Below are 16518 nucleotides of genomic sequence, written 5' to 3' on the forward strand. Positions count from 1 at the left end.
GGGGGCGGTTCAGTGAATGAAACCGCCCTTGACGAAGCGCACCGGCTCGGCGTCCATGCGCAGGAGCAGCGCAGTCAGCCCGTCAGCCGCGGGTGACGGCGCGCGCTGTGCGCCGGCGTCCGGTCCCGAGACGCAGACCAGGTCTGCGTCGGACCATTGCCGCCCCGGCGTGCCGCGGGCGCGCAGCCAGCCGCCGCGGTCGGCCAGCAGCTGGGTGCCGGCCAGGCGCGAAGGCGATTGCCCGGCGATTGCCGCCACGGCCTGCCAGGCATGTGAGGAAACCGCGGTGCAGCCGGCACGGAAGCGCGGCACCTGCGCCGGCGGTTGCCCGTCGGGGGTGACCAGCACGGTCAGGAAGCGGGGATCCTCGAACGGCAACGATGCCGTCCCGTCCACCGCCACCAGCCGCACGCGCTGGTCGCCGCGCCATTGCGACAGCGCCAGCGGCGCGGCATTGGCGCAGCGGATTGCCATCTCCGGCAGCCGCAACGGCACCGGCCAGTTGCCCTCGGCACCACCGCCGGCCGACAGCGCTTTCATGTAGTCGATCACAGCCCAGGCCTCGCCGAGGCCGAGCACATTGCCGAAGGCCGGCATGGTGGGCTGGCCGTGACGGTCGCGCATGCCGGCCAGCACATGCCAGAACAGTTCGCCATCGGCGCGGCGTGCCAGCAGCGGGCTGACCAGCGTGGGCGGCCACTGCGCCAGGCTGGCGGCCAGCGGGCCTTCTCCGCGCCCGTCCGCGCCGTGGCAGCTGGCGCAATGCTGCGCATAGACCCGGGCGCCGAGCGCGATGGCATCGACGGAGAAGCGGGTAGGGCTGGCGTGGAAGCTGGTCGGCGCGGCTGGCACCAACAGCAGCGCTGCGCCGGGCCAGGGAGCCGCCACCAGGGCGAGCGCACCGGCGGCAAGCAATATGCCGCGCTGGCGTCGCCATGCCAGCGCGGCGGTAATGGCCAGCACGGCAAAGACAAGCGCGCACAGGCTCAGGCCGACCTGGCGCGCGAGGCCCAGGTCGATCAGCAGGGTTTGGCCCGCCACGCGCCGTGCCCAGGGCCACGCGGGCTGGCCGTGGCTGTCGCCGGTCAGGCCAAGGGCATGCCAGAGCGACAGCAAGCCAAGCTGGAATTTCTCGATCAGAACCAGCAATGCATTGAGCCATGCCTGCGGCGGCGGGCCGTTCATCTGGCGGCCCGCGAGGCGGAGCGCAACGCCATTACCAGCTCGCGTCCAGCCCCAGGTGGCGCAGCGCTTCGTGCCGCAGCCCGGTCAGCCGCGGATCGCCGCGATGGCGCGGGTAGGGCAGGTCGACCCGGATCTCTGCCGTGATGTGTGCCGGACGCTGGCTGAAGATGATCACGCGTTGCGCCAGGAACAGCGCTTCCTCCACGTCGTGCGTGACCAGCAGCGCCGAGAAGCGCGAACGCTGCCACAGTTCGACCAGGTCGCTCTGCATCGCCAGCCGCGTCAGCGAATCCAGCTTGCCCAGCGGCTCGTCCAGCACCAGCAGGCGCGGATCGTTGACCAGCGCGCGCGCCAGTGCCACGCGCTGCGCCATGCCGCCCGAGAGCTGGTGCGGGAAGGTGTGGGCGAAGGTTTCCAGCCCGACGCGCCGCAGCGCGTCATCCACGCGCGGGCGCTGGCTTGCCAGCACGCCGCGCGCCTGCAGGCCCAGCGCGACGTTGTCCCATACGCGCCGCCACGGGTACAGCGTGGGGTCCTGGAACACCACGATGCGCGACGGGTCAGGCTCGGTGATCGAGGTGCCGTCCTGCAGGATCTCGCCGGAGGAGGGCTGGTCCAGCCCTGCCACCAGCCGCAGCAGCGTGGACTTGCCGCAACCGCTGGGCCCCAGCAGCGCGACGAACTCGCCCGGTGCGACGCTCAGGTCGACGTCGTCCAGCACCTGCAGCCGGTCGCCGCCGCTGCCGAACCAGTGGCTGACCTGATGGATGTCGATGCGGGCACCGGTCCGGGCTTCCGCGGTGTCGTCTGCCGCCGCGTTAACTCCCCTCTCCCGCGTGCGGGAGAGGGGAGCCTTCTTCACGTGCGTGTAGGGTCTCGATGCTTTCAACCGCTCAACCACACTCACCATTTCACCGTCCCCTTCTGCCACGACAGCACCCGGTCACGCGCCACGAACAGCAGCGTGATCACGCCCGAGAACAGCAGCGCCATCACGATCAGCGCCGCATACATATTGACGTACGAAGCCCAGCCCTGCGCCCATGTCAGGTACCAGCCCAGGCCCGACTTCACGCCCATCATCTCCGCCGTCACCAGCACCGAGAACGAAGCGCCCAGCCCCATGAACAGGCCGACGAATACCTGCGGCAGCGCCGCCGGGATCGCCACGCGCAGCACCAGGAACCAGCCCGAGGCGCCCATGGTGCGCGCCACGTCGTAGTAGCTCTTGTTGACGCCGGCCACGCCTGACCAGGTCAGCACCGCCACCGGGAAGGCGGTGGCCAGCGCGATCAGGAACACCGCGGCGGAATAGCTCGACGGGAAGAAGTAGAAGGTCAGCGGCAGCAGCGCGGTCGACGGCAGCGGGCCCAGCACGCGCAGCACCGGATGCACCCAGTAGCCGATGCGGCGCGACCAGCCGATCGACACCCCCACCAGGAAGCCGGCCAGTCCGCCATAGGCCACGCCCAGCCCGAGCAGTTTGAGCGTATTGAGCACGCTGTCGCCCAGTCGCAGCCAGTCGTCGGCATAGACTTCGATCAGCGCCTGCGGCGGCGCAAAGAAGGGCGTTGGCAGGATCGCGGTCTTGGCGGTCAGGATTTCCCACGCCGACAGTACCACCGGCAGTGCGACCAGCCACGGACCGGCGATGCGCAACGCGGCCAACGCGCGTTGCGCCGCATGAACACGCTCGCCGACGAGCGCAAGCAGCGCCAGCAGCACGGCGCCCGCCAGCGCGGCAATGCCCAGTTCCTCCGTATAGACCCAGTCGCTAAAGCCCACCATCTTGTTGGGCCATTGCCACGTCAGCGCGCCGAACGCGCCCCACGCCAGGGCCGCGACGATGCCCGTGGCCCAGACCGGGCTGGTACCACGTACGGTGGCGATGGCAGGCGCAGCTGGCTCGCGTGCGAGCCCGGCGTCGAGTGCAGGTTGGCTTGTCGTCATGGCATCACCCCAGCACATTGGCGTAGACGTGCTGCGCCAGGCGTTTGGCATCGGTGGTCTTCTTCAGCACGCCGATGCGGCGGAAATCATCGGCGTAGAAGGCGATCTCGTCGCGCAGGTCGACGCCGGTCGGGTGGTGGGTATAGGTCAGCGTGGCGTAGAGCTTGCGCAGGTCTTCCGGGTTGATCTTGGGCGAGTACTTGGCGAAGACCCTGGCGGCCTCGTTGGGGTTCTCGTTGACATAGTCGGTGGCCTGCACGATGGCGCGCGCCAGCGACGTGGCCGCGGGGCGGTCGTTGCGCACCAGCTCGCCGCGGGCGCCGACCACGCAGCAGACCTTGCGCGCGTACTCGCCGGTGAGGTTGGTGGCCAGTTCCACGTAGGCGCCGTTGGTGCGCTTTTCCAGCAGGTAGAGGTTGGGGTCGCCGTCGGCGATCGCCTGGATCTCGCCCTTGTCCACCGCCACGCCCAGCAGGTCGGCCGGGTACTGGCGCCAGGTGATGTCCTTGTCCGGGTCGATACCGTTCTTGGCCAGCAGGATGGTGAAGAAGTGTTTGCCCGGTGCGGCCAGGTCGCTGACGCCGACGGTCTTTCCCTTCAGCTGCTGCAGGCTGGTGACCCCCGCCGCTTTCGATCCCACCAGCCGCACGCAGCCGCCGTGCGAGCTGCCGATGATCTTGACGTCGAAGCCGGCTTCCAGCGGCTTGAGCCAGCGGTGGATCATGCCGACCGCGGCATCGGCCTTGCCGGTGGCGATCGATTCCAGCAACTGGTCGGTCGAGCCGCTGTAGTTGATCAGGTCGACCTGCAGGCCGTTCTTCTCGAAGAAGCCCTTCTCCTGCGCCACCACGATCGGCGTCAGGCAGAAAGAGTTCTGGTTCCACGCGAAGGTCAGCTTGCGCGGCGCCGACCAGGCCTGTCGGCCCAGGATCAGCGACGGCGCGGCAATGGCCGCGGCGCCGGCCAGCCGCAGCATGCTGCGCCGGCGCGGGTCGGCGTGATTGTTGTTGTCCTGGCTCATGGTGAGACTCCCCGTCTTCGTTGTGTGGTGTGGTGAGGCCATCAGGCGGCCTTGCGCTCCGGCCGCTGCGCGGCGTCGTGCTGCGCCACCAGCTCGCGCACGCGCGGGATCAGCTCACGGCCATAGTCGATGGCGTCTTCCAGCGGATCGAAGCCGCGGATCAGGAAGGTGGTGACACCCAGTTCGTAGTACGCCAGCAGGGCCTGCGCCACCTGCTCCGGGGTGCCGACCAGGCCGGTGGAGTTGGAGCGCCCGCCGGTCTCGCGCGCGATCGCGGTCCACAGGCGCTGGTCGACCCGCTCGCCTTGGTCGGCCGCAGCGAGCAGGCGCCGTGCGCCTTCGCTCTGCTGCGGGCCGCCGCGGCTGTAGCCGGCCTGCACGCGCAGGCCGCGGGTGCGCTCCAGGATGCTGTCGGCGCGGGCCCAGGCTTTTTCTTCGGTCTCGGCCAGCACCGGGCGGAACGACACCGAGAAGCGCACCGTGCGGCCATGCTGCGCGGCTTCGGCACGCACGCGGCCGGTCAGCTCGCGCACCTGCTCGAGCGACTCGCCCCACAGCGCGTAGACGTCGGCATGCTTGCCGGCCACTGCCAGCGCCGCTTCCGAGGCGCCGCCGAAATAGATCGGCACATGCGGCTGCTGCGCGGGCTTGACCTCCGAGAAGCCCTGCGTAAAGCGGTAGAACCGGCCTTCGTGGTCGAACGGCGCGGCTTCGGTCCAGATGCGGCGCAGGATGTGCAGGTACTCGTCGGTGCGCGCATAGCGCTGGTCATGGTCGAGGAAGTCGCCGTCGCGCTGCTGCTCGCTGTCCGAGCCGCCCGAGATGAAGTGCACCCCGAGGCGGCCGCCGCTGAACTGGTCGAGCGTGGCAATCTGGCGCGCGGCCAGCGTCGGCGCGGTAAAGCCGGGGCGGTGCGCCAGCATGAAGTGGATGCGCTCGGTCACGCTGGCCGCGTAGGCGATGGTCAGCGTGGCCGACGGGCCGGTGGAATGGTGCGGCACCAGGATGCGGTCGAAGCCGGCCTGCTCATGGGCCTGGGCAAAGGCGCGCACATAGTCGCGATCGATCACCGGGCCTGATGGCGGATGGATCTCGGACTGCTTCTGGCTCTGGATCATGCCGATGAAATCGACGCTCATGCGCGTTCTCCTGGTTTCGGTGAGGGCGGCAGCGTGACCGCCCGGATGGTGTTGGGCTGAGGCAGAAAGTACGACAGGCGCGCGCGCTCACTAACGAATAAAAACGACGGTCCATATTCAATAAGCGTCGTTTTCGTAATGCGGTGCTGGCGCTACGCTAGGCGGCATTCGGTGCGAGCCTCGTGCAGGCTGCGCGCCGCATCGTGATCCTTCCCGGAGTCTTCTCCCATGTCTTTAACGTCTACCTTGCGCAGGCTGCCCAGCAGCGAAGCGCGCCTTGGCGAGGTGCTGGCCGGGCTGTCCGCGCGCTTTGCCGCCAGTGCCGGCGCGCACGATGCCGCTGCCAGCTTTCCGCACGACAACTTTGCGCAGCTGCATGCCAGTGGCCTGGTTGCGCAGGTGGTGCCGCACGCGCAGGGCGGCGGCGGGGCAGGCCTGGCGCAGGCGCGCCGCATCGTGGCGGCGGTGGCGGGCGGCGATGCCGCAACCGCGCTGGTGCTGACCATGACCTACCTGCAGCACCGCGCGATCACCCGCGCCGATTCGCACTGGCCACAGACCGTGCGCGACCAGGTCTTTGCCAGTGCGGTGCAGGACGGTGCGCTGATCAACGCGCTGCGGGTGGAACCGGAACTGGGATCGCCGGCACGCGGCGGCCTGCCGGCCACGGTGGCCACGCGCGTGGCCGACGGCTGGCGCATCAGCGGGCGCAAGCTTTACAGCACCGGCATCCCGGCGCTGCGCTGGCTGGCGGTCTGGGCGCGCACCGATGAGGCGCAGCCGCGCGTGGGCGTGTTCCTGGTGCCCGGACCGGCGGCCGGCATCGCGGGCGTGCGCATCGTCGAGAACTGGAACCACCTTGGCCTGCGCGCTTCCGGCAGCCATGAGACCGTGCTCGACAACGTCTGGATCCCGCCTGACCACGCGGTCGATATCCGCCCGCCGTCAGCATGGGCGCCGGCCGGCGCCAGCCAGGCCGACATCGACGCCAACGCCGACCAGCAGGCCTGGATGACCGTGTTGCTGGGCAGCCTCTATGACGCGGTGGCGCACGCGGCCGCTGTTTGGATTGGCGATTTCGTGCGCGAGCGTGCGCCCGGCAGCCTGGGGGCGCCGCTGGCCACGCTGCCGCGCGTGCAGGAAGCCATCGGCGAGATCGCCGCGTTGCTGCGGGCCAATCAGGTATTGCTGGACGATGCCGCCGTGCGCACCGACGCGGGCGAGCCGCCCGCGCCGGCCGACAGCGGGCTGCTCAAGTACACCGTGACCGGCAATGCCATCCGCGCGGTGGAACTGGCACTGCAGCTCTCCGGCAACCACGGGCTGAGCCGCAACAACCCGCTCGAGCGCCACTACCGCGACGTGCTGTGCAGCCGCATCCATACGCCGCAGAACGATTCCATCCTGGTCGCCGCCGGGCGGGCGCAGCTTGGCCTGTAAGCGCGGGCCTGCCTGGCCGTGCTATGTTTGCAGCAGCACCGCCCCGCAGAGGGCCGCGGCGCAGGCGCCCGCCGCGCCGGCAAACCAGAACGAGACACTCCGGAGTCATTCCCATGGGCAGCACCCCCACCCCCGACACGCTCGCGCCGCTGCGCGACTTCATCACCGGCCTGGCCGCGCTGCTGGACCAGCAGCCGGACGAGCCCCGCATCCTGCGCGAAGGCGGCGCGCTGCTGGCAAGGCTGGTTGCGCGCGACGACTGGCTGCCCAATGCCTGGGCCCAGCCGCATCCCGAGTACTACCAGCAGCACCTGCTGCATTGCGATTCCGCCGAACGCTTCTCGGTCGTCAGCTTTGTCTGGGGACCGGGCCAGCGCACGCCCATCCACGACCACACCGTATGGGGCCTGATCGGCATGCTGCGCGGCGCGGAAGACTCGCAGCCGTTCGTGCTCGACGCCGGCGGCCGGCCTGTGCCGCATGGCGACGCCGTGCGCTTGCTGCCCGGGCAGGTCGAGGCCGTGTCGCCCACGGTCGGCGATATCCACCGTGTCAACAACGTGCATGACGACCGCGTCTCGGTCAGCATCCACGTGTACGGCGCCAATATCGGCGCGGTGCGGCGCTCGGTCTATACCGAGGACGGCACCCGCAAGCCTTTCATCTCCGGCTATTCCAACCAGACCCTGCCTAACCTGTGGGACCGTTCCCGCGAAGTTGCCCAGTCATGACCACGATTACTGCTACGCAAGCCGCACCGGCATTTCCGACGTATTCGCCCGAAGCTGTGCGCAAGGCCCTGCGCAACGGCGACGAGATCGCGCTGATCGACGTGCGCGAGGAAGACCCGTTCGCGCAGGAACATCCGCTGTGGGCCGCCAATTTTTCGCTGTCGAAGCTAGAGATCGACGCCTGGGCACGCATCCCCCGCCGCGACACGCTGATCGTCGTCTACGGCGAATACGCCGGCACCGACCTGGCGCCGCGCGCCGCGGCCGTGCTGCGCGAGCTGGGCTATACGCGCGTGCATCTGCTGGAAGGCGGCCTGCGCGCCTGGATCGACGGCGGCGGCGAGGTGTTCCGCGACGTCAACGTGCCGAGCAAGTCGTTCGGCGAGGTGGTTGAGGCAAAGCGCCACACGCCGTCGCTGGCGGCCGAGGAGGTGCAGGCATTGATCGACACCAAGGCCGATGTGGTGGTCGTCGATGCGCGCCGCTTCGACGAGTACCAGACCATGAGCATTCCCACCGCGACCAGCGTGCCGGGCGCCGAACTGGTGCTGCGCGTGCGCGAGCTGGCGCCCGATCCGCGCACGCGTGTGATCGTCAACTGCGCCGGGCGCACGCGCAGCATCATCGGCACGCAGTCGCTGGTCAACGCGAGGATTCCCAACCCGGTGGCGGCGCTGCGCAACGGCACCATCGGCTGGACCCTGGCCGGCCAGCGACTGGACCACGGTGCCAGCCGCCGCGCGCCCGCCGCGGTCAGCGACGCCAACCGCGACAGTGCCCGCCGCGGCGCGCGCGAGATCGCCGACCGGGCCGGCGTGCGCCGCATTGCGCTGGCCCAGATCGAAGCGCTGCAGCCGCCTGGCCGCACCGTGTACCGCTTCGACGTGCGCACGCCCGAGGAATTCGCGGACAGCCACCTGCCGGGCTTTGTCAACGCGCCCGGTGGCCAGCTGGTGCAGGAGACCGACCATTCCGCTCCGGTGCGCGGCGCGCGCATCGTGCTGGCGGATGATGACGACGTGCGCGCCAGCATGACCGGCTCATGGCTGGCGCAGATGGGTTGGGACGTGTGGGTGGTGGAACCGGTGGCGGCGGCAGAGCGCAGCGAAACTGGCGCGGTCAGCGCACCGGTGCCGGCGTCAGCGCCGGTATCGACCGTCACTGCAGCCGAACTGGCTACATGGATTGACGCAGGCGATGGCAGCACCGCTGTCCTCGACTTCACCACCAGCGCCAACTACGTCAAGCGCCATATTCCCGGCGCCTACTTCGTCATTCGCGCGCAGCTGGCGGACACGCTGCCACGCATCCCGCAGGCCAGGCGCTACGTGCTCACCTGCGGATCGAGCCTGCTGGCGCGCTTTGCCGCTGCCGACCTGCAGCGCCTGACGGATGCGGAAGTGTTCGTGCTGGAAGGCGGCACCCAGGCATGGATCGCCGCGGGACTGCCGCTGGAAAGCGGGGAAACGCGCCTGGCCTCGGAACGCACTGACCGCTACCGCCGGCCGTATGAAGGCACCGACAACCCGCGCGAGGCGATGCAGGGCTACCTGGACTGGGAGTTCGGCCTGATCGCGCAACTGGAGCGCGACGGGACGCATGGGTTCAGGGTGGTGTAGGGCCGCTGCATGATATGCACTGACGCTGCATATCATGCAGCGAGGCTGGCGACGGGCGAGACCGAAAGGCCTAAAGGCGGAGCAGCAGACGCATGGCCTCTTCCACCTTGCGCAGGTGATTGGGCGCCAGCGTGGCTACCGGCCGGCCGCCCATGAACCGGCGATTGGACACCGCTCGGACCTGGTCGATCAACAGGTCCGTCTCACAGGCTAGGCCAGGCAGCCTGCCCAGCGCGACCCGCAACGGGAAGCAATCCTCGCGCTCGATTTGTGATGTGCCCGGCACGATGATCGTAGTCGGATGGCCGGCGTCATTGAGCAAATCCGTCTGGATGATCAGTGCCGGCCGGTTGCGCTTGGCCGGCTCTTCCCGATGCGTCTGGGGATTGAGGTCGACCTCCCAGATCTGCCCGCGCTTCAGCTCAGTCAAGCCCGTCTCCAGCCGATGCGTCCATGTCTTCGCTGGCGGCCAGGTGCTTTGCCGAGAGCTTGCGGGAAAGCATGGCGATACGGGAGGCCATTTCCCGCTCGTTCTTCTCGCGCACGGCATCGCGGATGTAGTCGGAAGTTTTTTGTCCCGATGCCTTTGCCAGCGCGCGAGTCTGGTCGGCCAGTTCTTCGCCGGCGCGGAAGGACAAGGTCGTTCCTTGCATGAATGGCTCCGTACTTGGCTGATACGGAAGTATAGCGCTCATTTGTATCTCATTTTTGTATTACAAAGCCACTAACAGATGGACCGACTAACAAGGTTTGGAAGCAGTGATCAGAGCGTAACTGGGAAGCGAATTGGCCAGAAATTGGAGGAGTCTGCAAGCCCTTGCAGGCGCACGATCTCTCTACAGCAAGGGAACGAACGTAACGATTCCCTGTCAATCGTAATCGTTCAGTTACAATGCTGTCCTGCAGCATCCCACTGGCCAAGCCCCCCGACAGGGACGGCCGGCGGATGCCGTCAATGCCCCCGATCCAATGCGACTGTTGTTCCTGCTGCTGACTGCCATGTGCCTGTCGCTGCTCTCCTTCGGAGCAGTGGCGGACGCGCGCGCCGCGTCGCAGGCGCAGGTCAGCGTTGACCTGGTGGACCTGGCGGCGGCACAGCCTGTCGACGACCTGGGCCGGATCATCGTGCCCGGTGACGACGGCTTGCATGACGACGATATCTGCGACGACCCACCCCCCGGGTATTGCAATATCTGGTCGGCGGACCTGCTCGATCCCCTCGACCTGCTCGACGAGATCGAGGAATCCAGCGCCCTGATTGCATTGCCGCCAGTGAAGCTGCTGCTGCCCTCCGGCGACGTCGCCCAGCATCCGCCTGGCCGCGCCGAGCCGCCGCCTTCGGCCTTCTTCCGGCCACCCATTTCCCGCGCCTGAGCGTTTCCTGCGCCCGCACCGCACGCGCTGCAGCATGCCGCTGCCGTGCCGCGGGCCGCGCCCCCCTTGCCTGATATCGCCAGCCTGCCTGCTGCCTGACCGCGCGGGCAAGCCGCTGCCGTTGTGCGTCCTGCCGTGATCGCGTCCAAGTGACCGCTCGCCCCGGGGCGGGCGGCAGCATGGCGACAGGCAGCCGTATTGCTTGCTTTCCCGACTTATGACAACAACCAAGCTGACCCTGATCGCGTCGCTTTCGCTGATCGCGCTCGCCGCTGCCCCGGCCCATGCCGGCGCACAAGGCGGGGTGTCCCCGAAGCCAACGGACGCGGCCGGTGCCGCGCCAGCCGCCTCCGCGCCCCTGACCAAACCTGCTGCCGCACCCATGCCGGGCTCCGCCATCCTGGCGGCCGCGGCGGTGCCGAAGCCCGCATCCGCCGCAGCGGCCGGCGCCCAGGCGGGACCCGCCTACTCGCTGCCCCAACTGCTCGACCTGGCCCAGTCCACCAACAAGGGCGTGGCCGCCGCCGAGGCCGGTGTCGATGCCGCCAGCGCGGCCATCAGCAGCGCACGTGCCTATCCCAACCCGCAGGTGGAAGTGATGTACGGCCGCTTGTCCGGCAAGCAGCCGGGCGTGACCAGCGGCAATGCGCCCAGCTACGCCGTGGTGCAGAAGCTGGACTACCCGCACCAGCGCAGCCTGCGCGAGGCCATGGCCACCCGCGGGCTGGAGTCGTCGCAGGCCATGCGGCAAGGCTTCCGGGCCGACCTGGCCGCGCGCGTGAAGACTGCCTACTACGACGTGCTGCGCCGCGAGAGCGAGCTGCATGCCGCCGAGGAAGACCTGGCGATGATGCGCCAGATCCATTCGCGGGCGCGCCTGCGCGTGGAGGTGGGCGAGGCGCCGCGCTATGAACTGATCAAGGCCGAGACCGAACTGCTGGCCTCGCAGAAGAGCCAGCAGACCGCCGGGCTGCGCGTCAACCAGGCCAAGGCCGCGCTGCGCCAGCAGGTGGGCGGTGCCATGCCGGGCCAGTTTGCGCTGGCCGGCACCCTGGGCCAGGCGCCCGACGTGCCGCCGCTGCCGGTGCTGCGCGACACCATGACCGCCAGCAATGCCGAGCTGGTCCAGCGCCGCATGGAGCTGGAGCGCGCGCAGCTGGGCGTGAACTACCAGAAGTCGCTGCGCTGGCCCGAGGTGGCGGTGCGCGCCAGCACCGACCGCCAGCCTGACAACAACGTCTCGCAGATCGGCCTGGTCCTGACCATCCCGCTGTGGGACCGCCGCAGCGGCCCGGTGGGCGAGGCCACGGCGCAGGCCACGCAGGCGCGCAGCGCCCTGGAAGCGCGCGAGTTCGAGCTGACGCAGGAGCTGGAAGCCGCCTACCGCCAGTACGAGATCAACCAGGCCCAGGTGACGGCGCTCGAGTCCGGCATCGTGCGCGAGGCCGAGTCGGCGCTGGGCGTGGCCGAGTCCGCCTACCGCTTCGGCGAGCGCGGCATCCTGGACTACCTCGATGCCCAGCGCGTGCTGCGCGGCGCGCGCAATGACCTGATTGCCGCCCAGTACGACCTGCAGGTGGCCGCCATCCAGATCGAAAAGCTTATGTCGACCGCCCCGGGCGCTACCGCAGCGCCGGGCCTGCAGCCGACCTCCACCATCGAACAGAAATAACCATGCGCCCCAATTTCCTGCTTTCTCTGACGGCCGCTGCCGTCCTGACGTTCAGCCTGGCGGCCTGCTCCGACAAACCTGAACCCGTCGCCGAAGCGCCCAAGCTGCCGCCGGGCGTGATCCAGCCCGAGGGCAACCTGCAGAAGGGGCTGAAGGTGGCGCCGGTGGCCACCTCCCCGTTCAGCGAGATGCTGCGCGTGGCCGGCCGCATCGACTTCGACGAGCAACGCGTGGCCCGCATCGGCGCCAGCGTGACCGGCCGCGTGACCGATCTCTATGCCACCCTGGGCCAGGAAGTGAAGGCCGGCCAGGTGCTGGCGCGCCTGCACAGCAGCGAGCTGGGCACGGCGCAGATGGCCTTCCTGAAGAGCGAGGCCCAGACTGAGCTGCAGGGGCGCAACGCCGAGCGCGCGCGCCAGCTGTTTGCCGCCGACGTGATCGGCCGCGGCGAGCTGCAGCGCCGCGAGAGCGAACTGGCGATCGCCTCGGCCGAGATGCGCGCCTACCGCGACCAGCTGCGCGTGCTGGGCATGTCGCAGGCATCGATTGCCGAGCTGGCCAGGAGCGGCAGCATCAACTCGCATTCGCCGGTGTTTTCCAGCATCAGCGGCACCGTGGTCGAGCGCAACGTGGCGCAAGGACAGGTGGTGCAGCCGGCCGATGCGCTCTATACCGTGGCCGACCTGTCGCGCGTGTGGGTGGTGGCCGAGGTGCCCGAGCAGCAGGCCGCCCAGGTGGCCGAAGGGCAGAGCGTCGACATCGAGGTGCCTTCGCTTGGCAACGGCGCGGGCAGCAAGAGCATCACCGGCAAGCTGATCTACGTCGGCCGCACGGTCAACCCGCAGTCGCGCACGGTGCTGGTCCGCACCGAGCTGGAGAACCGCGAAGGCCGCCTCAAGCCTGCCATGCTGGCCAGCATGCTGATCGCCGGCAAGCCGGTCGACCAGCTGGTGATCCCGGCCGCCTCGGTGGTTCGCGACGGCAACGACGAGCTGGTCTATGTCGAGATGCCGGGCAGCAAGTACCGCCTCACCAAGGTCAAGCTGGGCGCCGAGAGCGACGGCATGCGCGTGGTGCAGAACGGTGTGAAGGCCGGCGACCGCATCGTGGTCGATGGTGCCTTCCATCTCGACAACGAGCGCAAGCGCCTCGAGCAAGGGTAATCGGCCATGATGAAATCCCTAGTCGAAGCCGCCATCAAGCAGCGGCTGGTGGTGTGCGTGATAGCCGTGGTGCTGTTCTTCTTCGGCCTGCGCGCTGCCACCAGGCTGTCGGTGGATGCTTTCCCCGATGTCACCAACGTGCAGGTGCAGATCGCGACCGAAGCCGCGGGCCGCTCGCCCGAGGAAGTCGAGCGCTTTGTCACCGTGCCGGTGGAAATGGCCATGACCGGCCTGCCCGGCCTGGAAGAGATGCGCTCGCTGAACAAGGCGGGCCTGTCGCTGATCACGCTGGTGTTTACCGACGCCACTGACGTGTACTTTGCCCGCCAGCTGGTGATGGAGCGCCTGATCGAAGTGGGCGGGCGCATGCCGGAAGGCGTGTCGCCGGTGCTGGGCCCGGTTTCCACCGGCCTGGGCGAGGTCTACCAGTACACGCTGGACCGTGCCGACGACGGCAACCGCGAACTGACGCAGGAAGAGCTGGCCGAGCGCCGCATCGCCCAGGACTGGGTGGTGCGCCCGCTGCTGCGCTCGATTCCGGGCGTGGCCGAGATCAACTCGCAGGGCGGCTACGTGCGCCAGTACCAGGCGCTGGTCAACCCGGAACGCATGCGCCACTACCAGATCTCGACCCAGCAGGTGTATGAGGCGCTGGCGCGCAACAACGCCAACTCCGGCGGCGGCGTGCTGCCGCATTATGCCGAGCAGTACCTGATCCGCGGCGTGGGCCTGGCCCGTGGCGTGGATGACCTGGGCAGCATCGTGCTCAAGGAGATCAACGGCACGCCGGTGTACCTGCGCGACGTGGCCAACGTCACCATCGGGCATGAGGTGCGGCAGGGCGCGCTGGTCAAGAACGGCCAGACCGAGGCGGTCGGCGGCATCGTCATGATGATGCGCGGCGGCAATGCCAAGGAGGTGGTCAGCCGCGTGAAGGCGCGCGTGGCCGAGATCAACGAGCGCGGCATGCTGCCGGGCAAGCTGCAGATCGTGCCGTACTACGACCGCAGCGAACTGGTCGACTCCGCACTGTGGACCGTGACCAAGGTGCTGCTGGAAGGCGTGGTGCTGGTGGTGATCGTGCTGTTCCTGTTCCTGGGCGACGTGCGCTCGTCGGTGATCGTGCTGGCCACGCTGGTCTTGACGCCCTTGCTGACCTTCATGGTGATGAACGAGGTGGGGCTGTCGGCCAACCTGATGTCGCTGGGGGGGCTGGCCATCGCCATCGGCCTGATGGTGGACGGCTCGGTGGTGGTGGTCGAGAACGCGTTCGAGCGGCTCGGCCACAAGGAGCCGGGCCTCACCAAGACCGAGATCCTGGTCAAGGCCGTGCAGGAAGTGGCCACGCCGGTGATCGTTGGCGTGGGCATCATCATCCTGGTGTTCCTGCCGCTGATGACGCTGTCGGGCATGGAGGGCAAGATGTTCGCGCCGCTGGCGTTCACCATCTCGATCGCGCTGGCGATCTCGCTGTTCCTGTCGCTGACGCTGTCGCCGGTGCTGTCGTCGTACCTGCTCAAGGGCGGCGCCGAGCACGACACGCATGTGATCGCCTTCATGAAGCGCCACTACCTGCGCCTGCTGCACTGGGCGCTGGGCAACAGCCGCAAGACGGTGATCTGCGCGGTGGCGGCCTTCGTTGCCACGGTGGCGATCGTGCCGCTGCTGGGCACCTCGTTCATTCCGGAGATGAAGGAAGGCTCGATCGTGCCCGCGATCGACCGCGTGCCCAACATCTCGCTGGAAGAGTCGATCAAGCTGGAGAAGGAAGCCAACAAGCTGGTGCTGAGCGTGCCGGGCGTGAAGTCGGTGGTGTCCGGCGTGGGCCGCGGCGAAAGTCCGGCCGACCCGCAGGGCCAGAACGAGTCGACCCCGATCGCCAGCCTGAAGGACCGCGGCGAGTGGCCCGACGGCTGGACCCAGGACGATATCGCCAACGCCATCCGCGAAAAGCTCAAGGCCATTCCCGGCGTGCAGATCGTGATGGCGCAGCCGATCTCGGACCGAGTCGACGAAATGGTCAGCGGCGTGCGTTCGGACGTGGCGGTGAAGGTGTTCGGCGACGACCTGGACAAGCTGCGCGAGCTGGCGGGCGAGATTTCGCGCGTGGCCGGCGGCATCCAGGGCTCGCAGGACATCCGCATCGAGCGCGTGTCGGGGCAGCAGTACCTGTCGATCGAGATCGACCGCCAGGCGATTGCGCGCTACGGGCTGAACGTGTCCGATATCCATGACGTGATCGAGATCGCCATCGGCGGCAAGCGTGCCACGGACATCTTCGAAGGCGAGCGCCGCTTTGCCGCGGCGGTGCGCCTGCCGGAGGAGTTCCGCAACAACGAGCAGGCCATCCGCCAGCTGCTGGTGTCCACCCCCAACGGCACCCAGGTGCCGCTGCAGAGCGTGGCCAGGATCGAGGTCAACGACGGTCCGGCCCAGATCAGCCGCGAAATGGCCAAGCGCCGCGTGGTGGTGATGATCAACGTGAAGGACCGCGACCTCGGCGGCTTCGTGGCCGAGCTGCAGCAGGCCACCGACGCCAAGGTGAAGCTGCCCGAAGGCTACTACCTGGAGTGGGGCGGCCAGTTCCAGAACATGGAACGCGCCATGGGCCACCTGAAGATCATCGTGCCGGTGACCATCGCCGCGATCTTCTTCCTGCTGTTCCTGCTGTTCAACTCGCTGCGCTTTGCCACGCTGATCATTACGGTGCTGCCGTTTGCCTCCATCGGCGGCATCATCGGGCTGTTCGTCACCGGCGAATACCTGTCGGTGCCGGCCTCGGTGGGCTTTATCGCGCTGTGGGGCATGGCGGTGCTGAACGGGGTGGTGCTGGTGTCGTATATCCGCACGCTGCGCGACTCGGGTTTGTCGCTCGATGAAGCGGTGGTGCAGGGCGCGACCCAGCGGTTCCGGCCGGTGATGATGACCGCGACCATTGCGATGCTGGGCCTGGTGCCGTTCCTGTTCTCGACGGGGCCGGGCTCGGAAGTGCAGCGTCCGCTGGCGGTGGTGGTGATCGGCGGGCTGATCACGTCGACGCTGCTGACGCTGGTGATGGTGCCTACGCTGTATCGGTGGTTTGATGATCGCAGGCCGGATCCGACCAGGGATGTGCCGGTGTAAGGCGGCATCGTCTCGCGTCCCGCTTGAACTGACCCCCAGAAGTTGGAGACAACTTTTTGGGGTTTTTACATGGCAAAGTACACCGAGCAGTTCAAGCTGCA

14 protein-coding genes are annotated in these 16518 nt (G+C 68.4%); 7 read left to right on the forward strand and 7 right to left on the reverse strand.

Annotated elements, in window-relative coordinates; all coding sequences use genetic code 11:
* Positions 1–9 precede the first annotated feature (9 nt).
* The 5 genes from AC3WVS_RS03615 to AC3WVS_RS03635 are packed head-to-tail and all read right to left on the reverse strand — an operon-like array spanning position 10 to position 5295.
* Entirely contained in the window at positions 10–1185 is a 1176-nt protein-coding gene (locus AC3WVS_RS03615; RefSeq protein ID WP_492317417.1) for a c-type cytochrome, read from the reverse strand.
* Between the two features lie 31 nt (positions 1186–1216).
* Complete coding sequence (locus tag AC3WVS_RS03620) at positions 1217–2095, reverse strand: ABC transporter ATP-binding protein (protein ID WP_492317418.1); 879 nt, start codon at positions 2093–2095, stop codon at positions 1217–1219.
* Positions 2089–3135 (reverse strand): ABC transporter permease, encoded by a 1047-nt coding sequence (locus tag AC3WVS_RS03625; protein ID WP_492317419.1) that lies wholly within the window; start codon positions 3133–3135, stop codon positions 2089–2091. The genes AC3WVS_RS03620 and AC3WVS_RS03625 overlap by 7 nt, the downstream gene beginning before the upstream one ends.
* A gap of 4 nt (positions 3136–3139) precedes the next feature.
* Positions 3140–4156: an ABC transporter substrate-binding protein gene (locus AC3WVS_RS03630; protein ID WP_492317420.1), complete on the reverse strand. Its 1017-nt coding sequence runs from the start codon at positions 4154–4156 to the stop codon at positions 3140–3142.
* A gap of 41 nt (positions 4157–4197) precedes the next feature.
* Entirely contained in the window at positions 4198–5295 is a 1098-nt protein-coding gene (locus AC3WVS_RS03635; RefSeq protein WP_492317421.1) for an LLM class flavin-dependent oxidoreductase, read from the reverse strand.
* Between the two features lie 228 nt (positions 5296–5523).
* On the opposite strand from AC3WVS_RS03635, the gene AC3WVS_RS03640 reads away from it, so the two are divergent.
* The 3 genes from AC3WVS_RS03640 to AC3WVS_RS03650 all read left to right on the forward strand — a co-directional run bounded on the left by AC3WVS_RS03640 (position 5524) and on the right by AC3WVS_RS03650 (position 9085).
* Positions 5524–6735 carry an acyl-CoA dehydrogenase family protein gene (locus AC3WVS_RS03640; protein ID WP_492317422.1) on the forward strand — a complete coding sequence of 404 codons (1212 nt, stop codon included), beginning with the start codon at positions 5524–5526 and terminating at the stop codon, positions 6733–6735.
* Between the two features lie 113 nt (positions 6736–6848).
* On the forward strand, positions 6849–7466 hold the full coding sequence (locus AC3WVS_RS03645; RefSeq protein WP_492317423.1) for a cysteine dioxygenase family protein: 618 nt from the start codon (positions 6849–6851) through the stop codon (positions 7464–7466).
* Positions 7463–9085 (forward strand): rhodanese-related sulfurtransferase, encoded by a 1623-nt coding sequence (locus AC3WVS_RS03650; protein ID WP_492317424.1) that lies wholly within the window; start codon positions 7463–7465, stop codon positions 9083–9085. The genes AC3WVS_RS03645 and AC3WVS_RS03650 overlap by 4 nt, the downstream gene beginning before the upstream one ends.
* 70 nt (positions 9086–9155) lie before the next feature.
* Here AC3WVS_RS03650 and AC3WVS_RS03655 read toward each other — a convergent pair whose 3' ends face one another.
* Positions 9156–9515 (reverse strand): type II toxin-antitoxin system PemK/MazF family toxin, encoded by a 360-nt coding sequence (locus AC3WVS_RS03655; protein ID WP_492317425.1) that lies wholly within the window; start codon positions 9513–9515, stop codon positions 9156–9158.
* Positions 9508–9780, reverse strand: coding sequence for an antitoxin of toxin-antitoxin stability system (locus AC3WVS_RS03660; RefSeq protein ID WP_492317426.1), 273 nt, complete (start codon positions 9778–9780; stop codon positions 9508–9510). The genes AC3WVS_RS03655 and AC3WVS_RS03660 overlap by 8 nt, the downstream gene beginning before the upstream one ends.
* A 274-nt stretch (positions 9781–10054) precedes the next feature.
* Between AC3WVS_RS03660 and AC3WVS_RS03665 the strand changes: the two genes are divergently transcribed.
* From AC3WVS_RS03665 to AC3WVS_RS03680, 4 genes are all read left to right on the forward strand, one after another.
* Positions 10055–10459, forward strand: a complete 405-nt coding sequence (locus AC3WVS_RS03665; RefSeq protein WP_492317427.1) for a cobalt-zinc-cadmium resistance protein — start codon at positions 10055–10057, stop codon at positions 10457–10459.
* 217 nt (positions 10460–10676) lie between these two features.
* A complete protein-coding gene (locus tag AC3WVS_RS03670) occupies positions 10677–12131 on the forward strand; it encodes a TolC family protein (RefSeq protein WP_492317428.1) in 1455 nt (484 codons plus the stop codon).
* Between the two features lie 2 nt (positions 12132–12133).
* Positions 12134–13294, forward strand: a complete 1161-nt coding sequence (locus AC3WVS_RS03675) for an efflux RND transporter periplasmic adaptor subunit (protein ID WP_492317429.1) — start codon at positions 12134–12136, stop codon at positions 13292–13294.
* A 6-nt stretch (positions 13295–13300) separates the two neighbouring features.
* On the forward strand, positions 13301–16417 hold the full coding sequence (locus tag AC3WVS_RS03680) for an efflux RND transporter permease subunit (protein ID WP_492317430.1): 3117 nt from the start codon (positions 13301–13303) through the stop codon (positions 16415–16417).
* Positions 16418–16518: the final 101 nt, after the last annotated feature.

It is taken from the genome of Cupriavidus sp. CPT47-8839-RL05A, from assembly GCF_058792255.1.

What these genes read in the sequence shown, in the direction of transcription:
- AC3WVS_RS03665 (WP_492317427.1), top strand. Translation starts at nt 10,055, where the DNA reads ATGCGACTGTTGTTCCTGCTGCTGACTGCCATGTGCCTGTCGCTGCTC.
- AC3WVS_RS03640 (WP_492317422.1), top strand. Translation starts at nt 5,524, where the DNA reads ATGTCTTTAACGTCTACCTTGCGCAGGCTGCCCAGCAGCGAAGCGCGC.
- AC3WVS_RS03650 (WP_492317424.1), top strand. Translation starts at nt 7,463, where the DNA reads ATGACCACGATTACTGCTACGCAAGCCGCACCGGCATTTCCGACGTAT.
- AC3WVS_RS03675 (WP_492317429.1), top strand. Translation starts at nt 12,134, where the DNA reads ATGCGCCCCAATTTCCTGCTTTCTCTGACGGCCGCTGCCGTCCTGACG.
- AC3WVS_RS03615 (WP_492317417.1), bottom strand. Translation starts at nt 1,185, where the DNA reads ATGAACGGCCCGCCGCCGCAGGCATGGCTCAATGCATTGCTGGTTCTG.
- AC3WVS_RS03630 (WP_492317420.1), bottom strand. Translation starts at nt 4,156, where the DNA reads ATGAGCCAGGACAACAACAATCACGCCGACCCGCGCCGGCGCAGCATG.
- AC3WVS_RS03620 (WP_492317418.1), bottom strand. Translation starts at nt 2,095, where the DNA reads ATGGTGAGTGTGGTTGAGCGGTTGAAAGCATCGAGACCCTACACGCAC.
- AC3WVS_RS03670 (WP_492317428.1), top strand. Translation starts at nt 10,677, where the DNA reads ATGACAACAACCAAGCTGACCCTGATCGCGTCGCTTTCGCTGATCGCG.
- AC3WVS_RS03660 (WP_492317426.1), bottom strand. Translation starts at nt 9,780, where the DNA reads ATGAGCGCTATACTTCCGTATCAGCCAAGTACGGAGCCATTCATGCAA.
- AC3WVS_RS03680 (WP_492317430.1), top strand. Translation starts at nt 13,301, where the DNA reads ATGATGAAATCCCTAGTCGAAGCCGCCATCAAGCAGCGGCTGGTGGTG.
- AC3WVS_RS03625 (WP_492317419.1), bottom strand. Translation starts at nt 3,135, where the DNA reads ATGACGACAAGCCAACCTGCACTCGACGCCGGGCTCGCACGCGAGCCA.
- AC3WVS_RS03635 (WP_492317421.1), bottom strand. Translation starts at nt 5,295, where the DNA reads ATGAGCGTCGATTTCATCGGCATGATCCAGAGCCAGAAGCAGTCCGAG.
- AC3WVS_RS03645 (WP_492317423.1), top strand. Translation starts at nt 6,849, where the DNA reads ATGGGCAGCACCCCCACCCCCGACACGCTCGCGCCGCTGCGCGACTTC.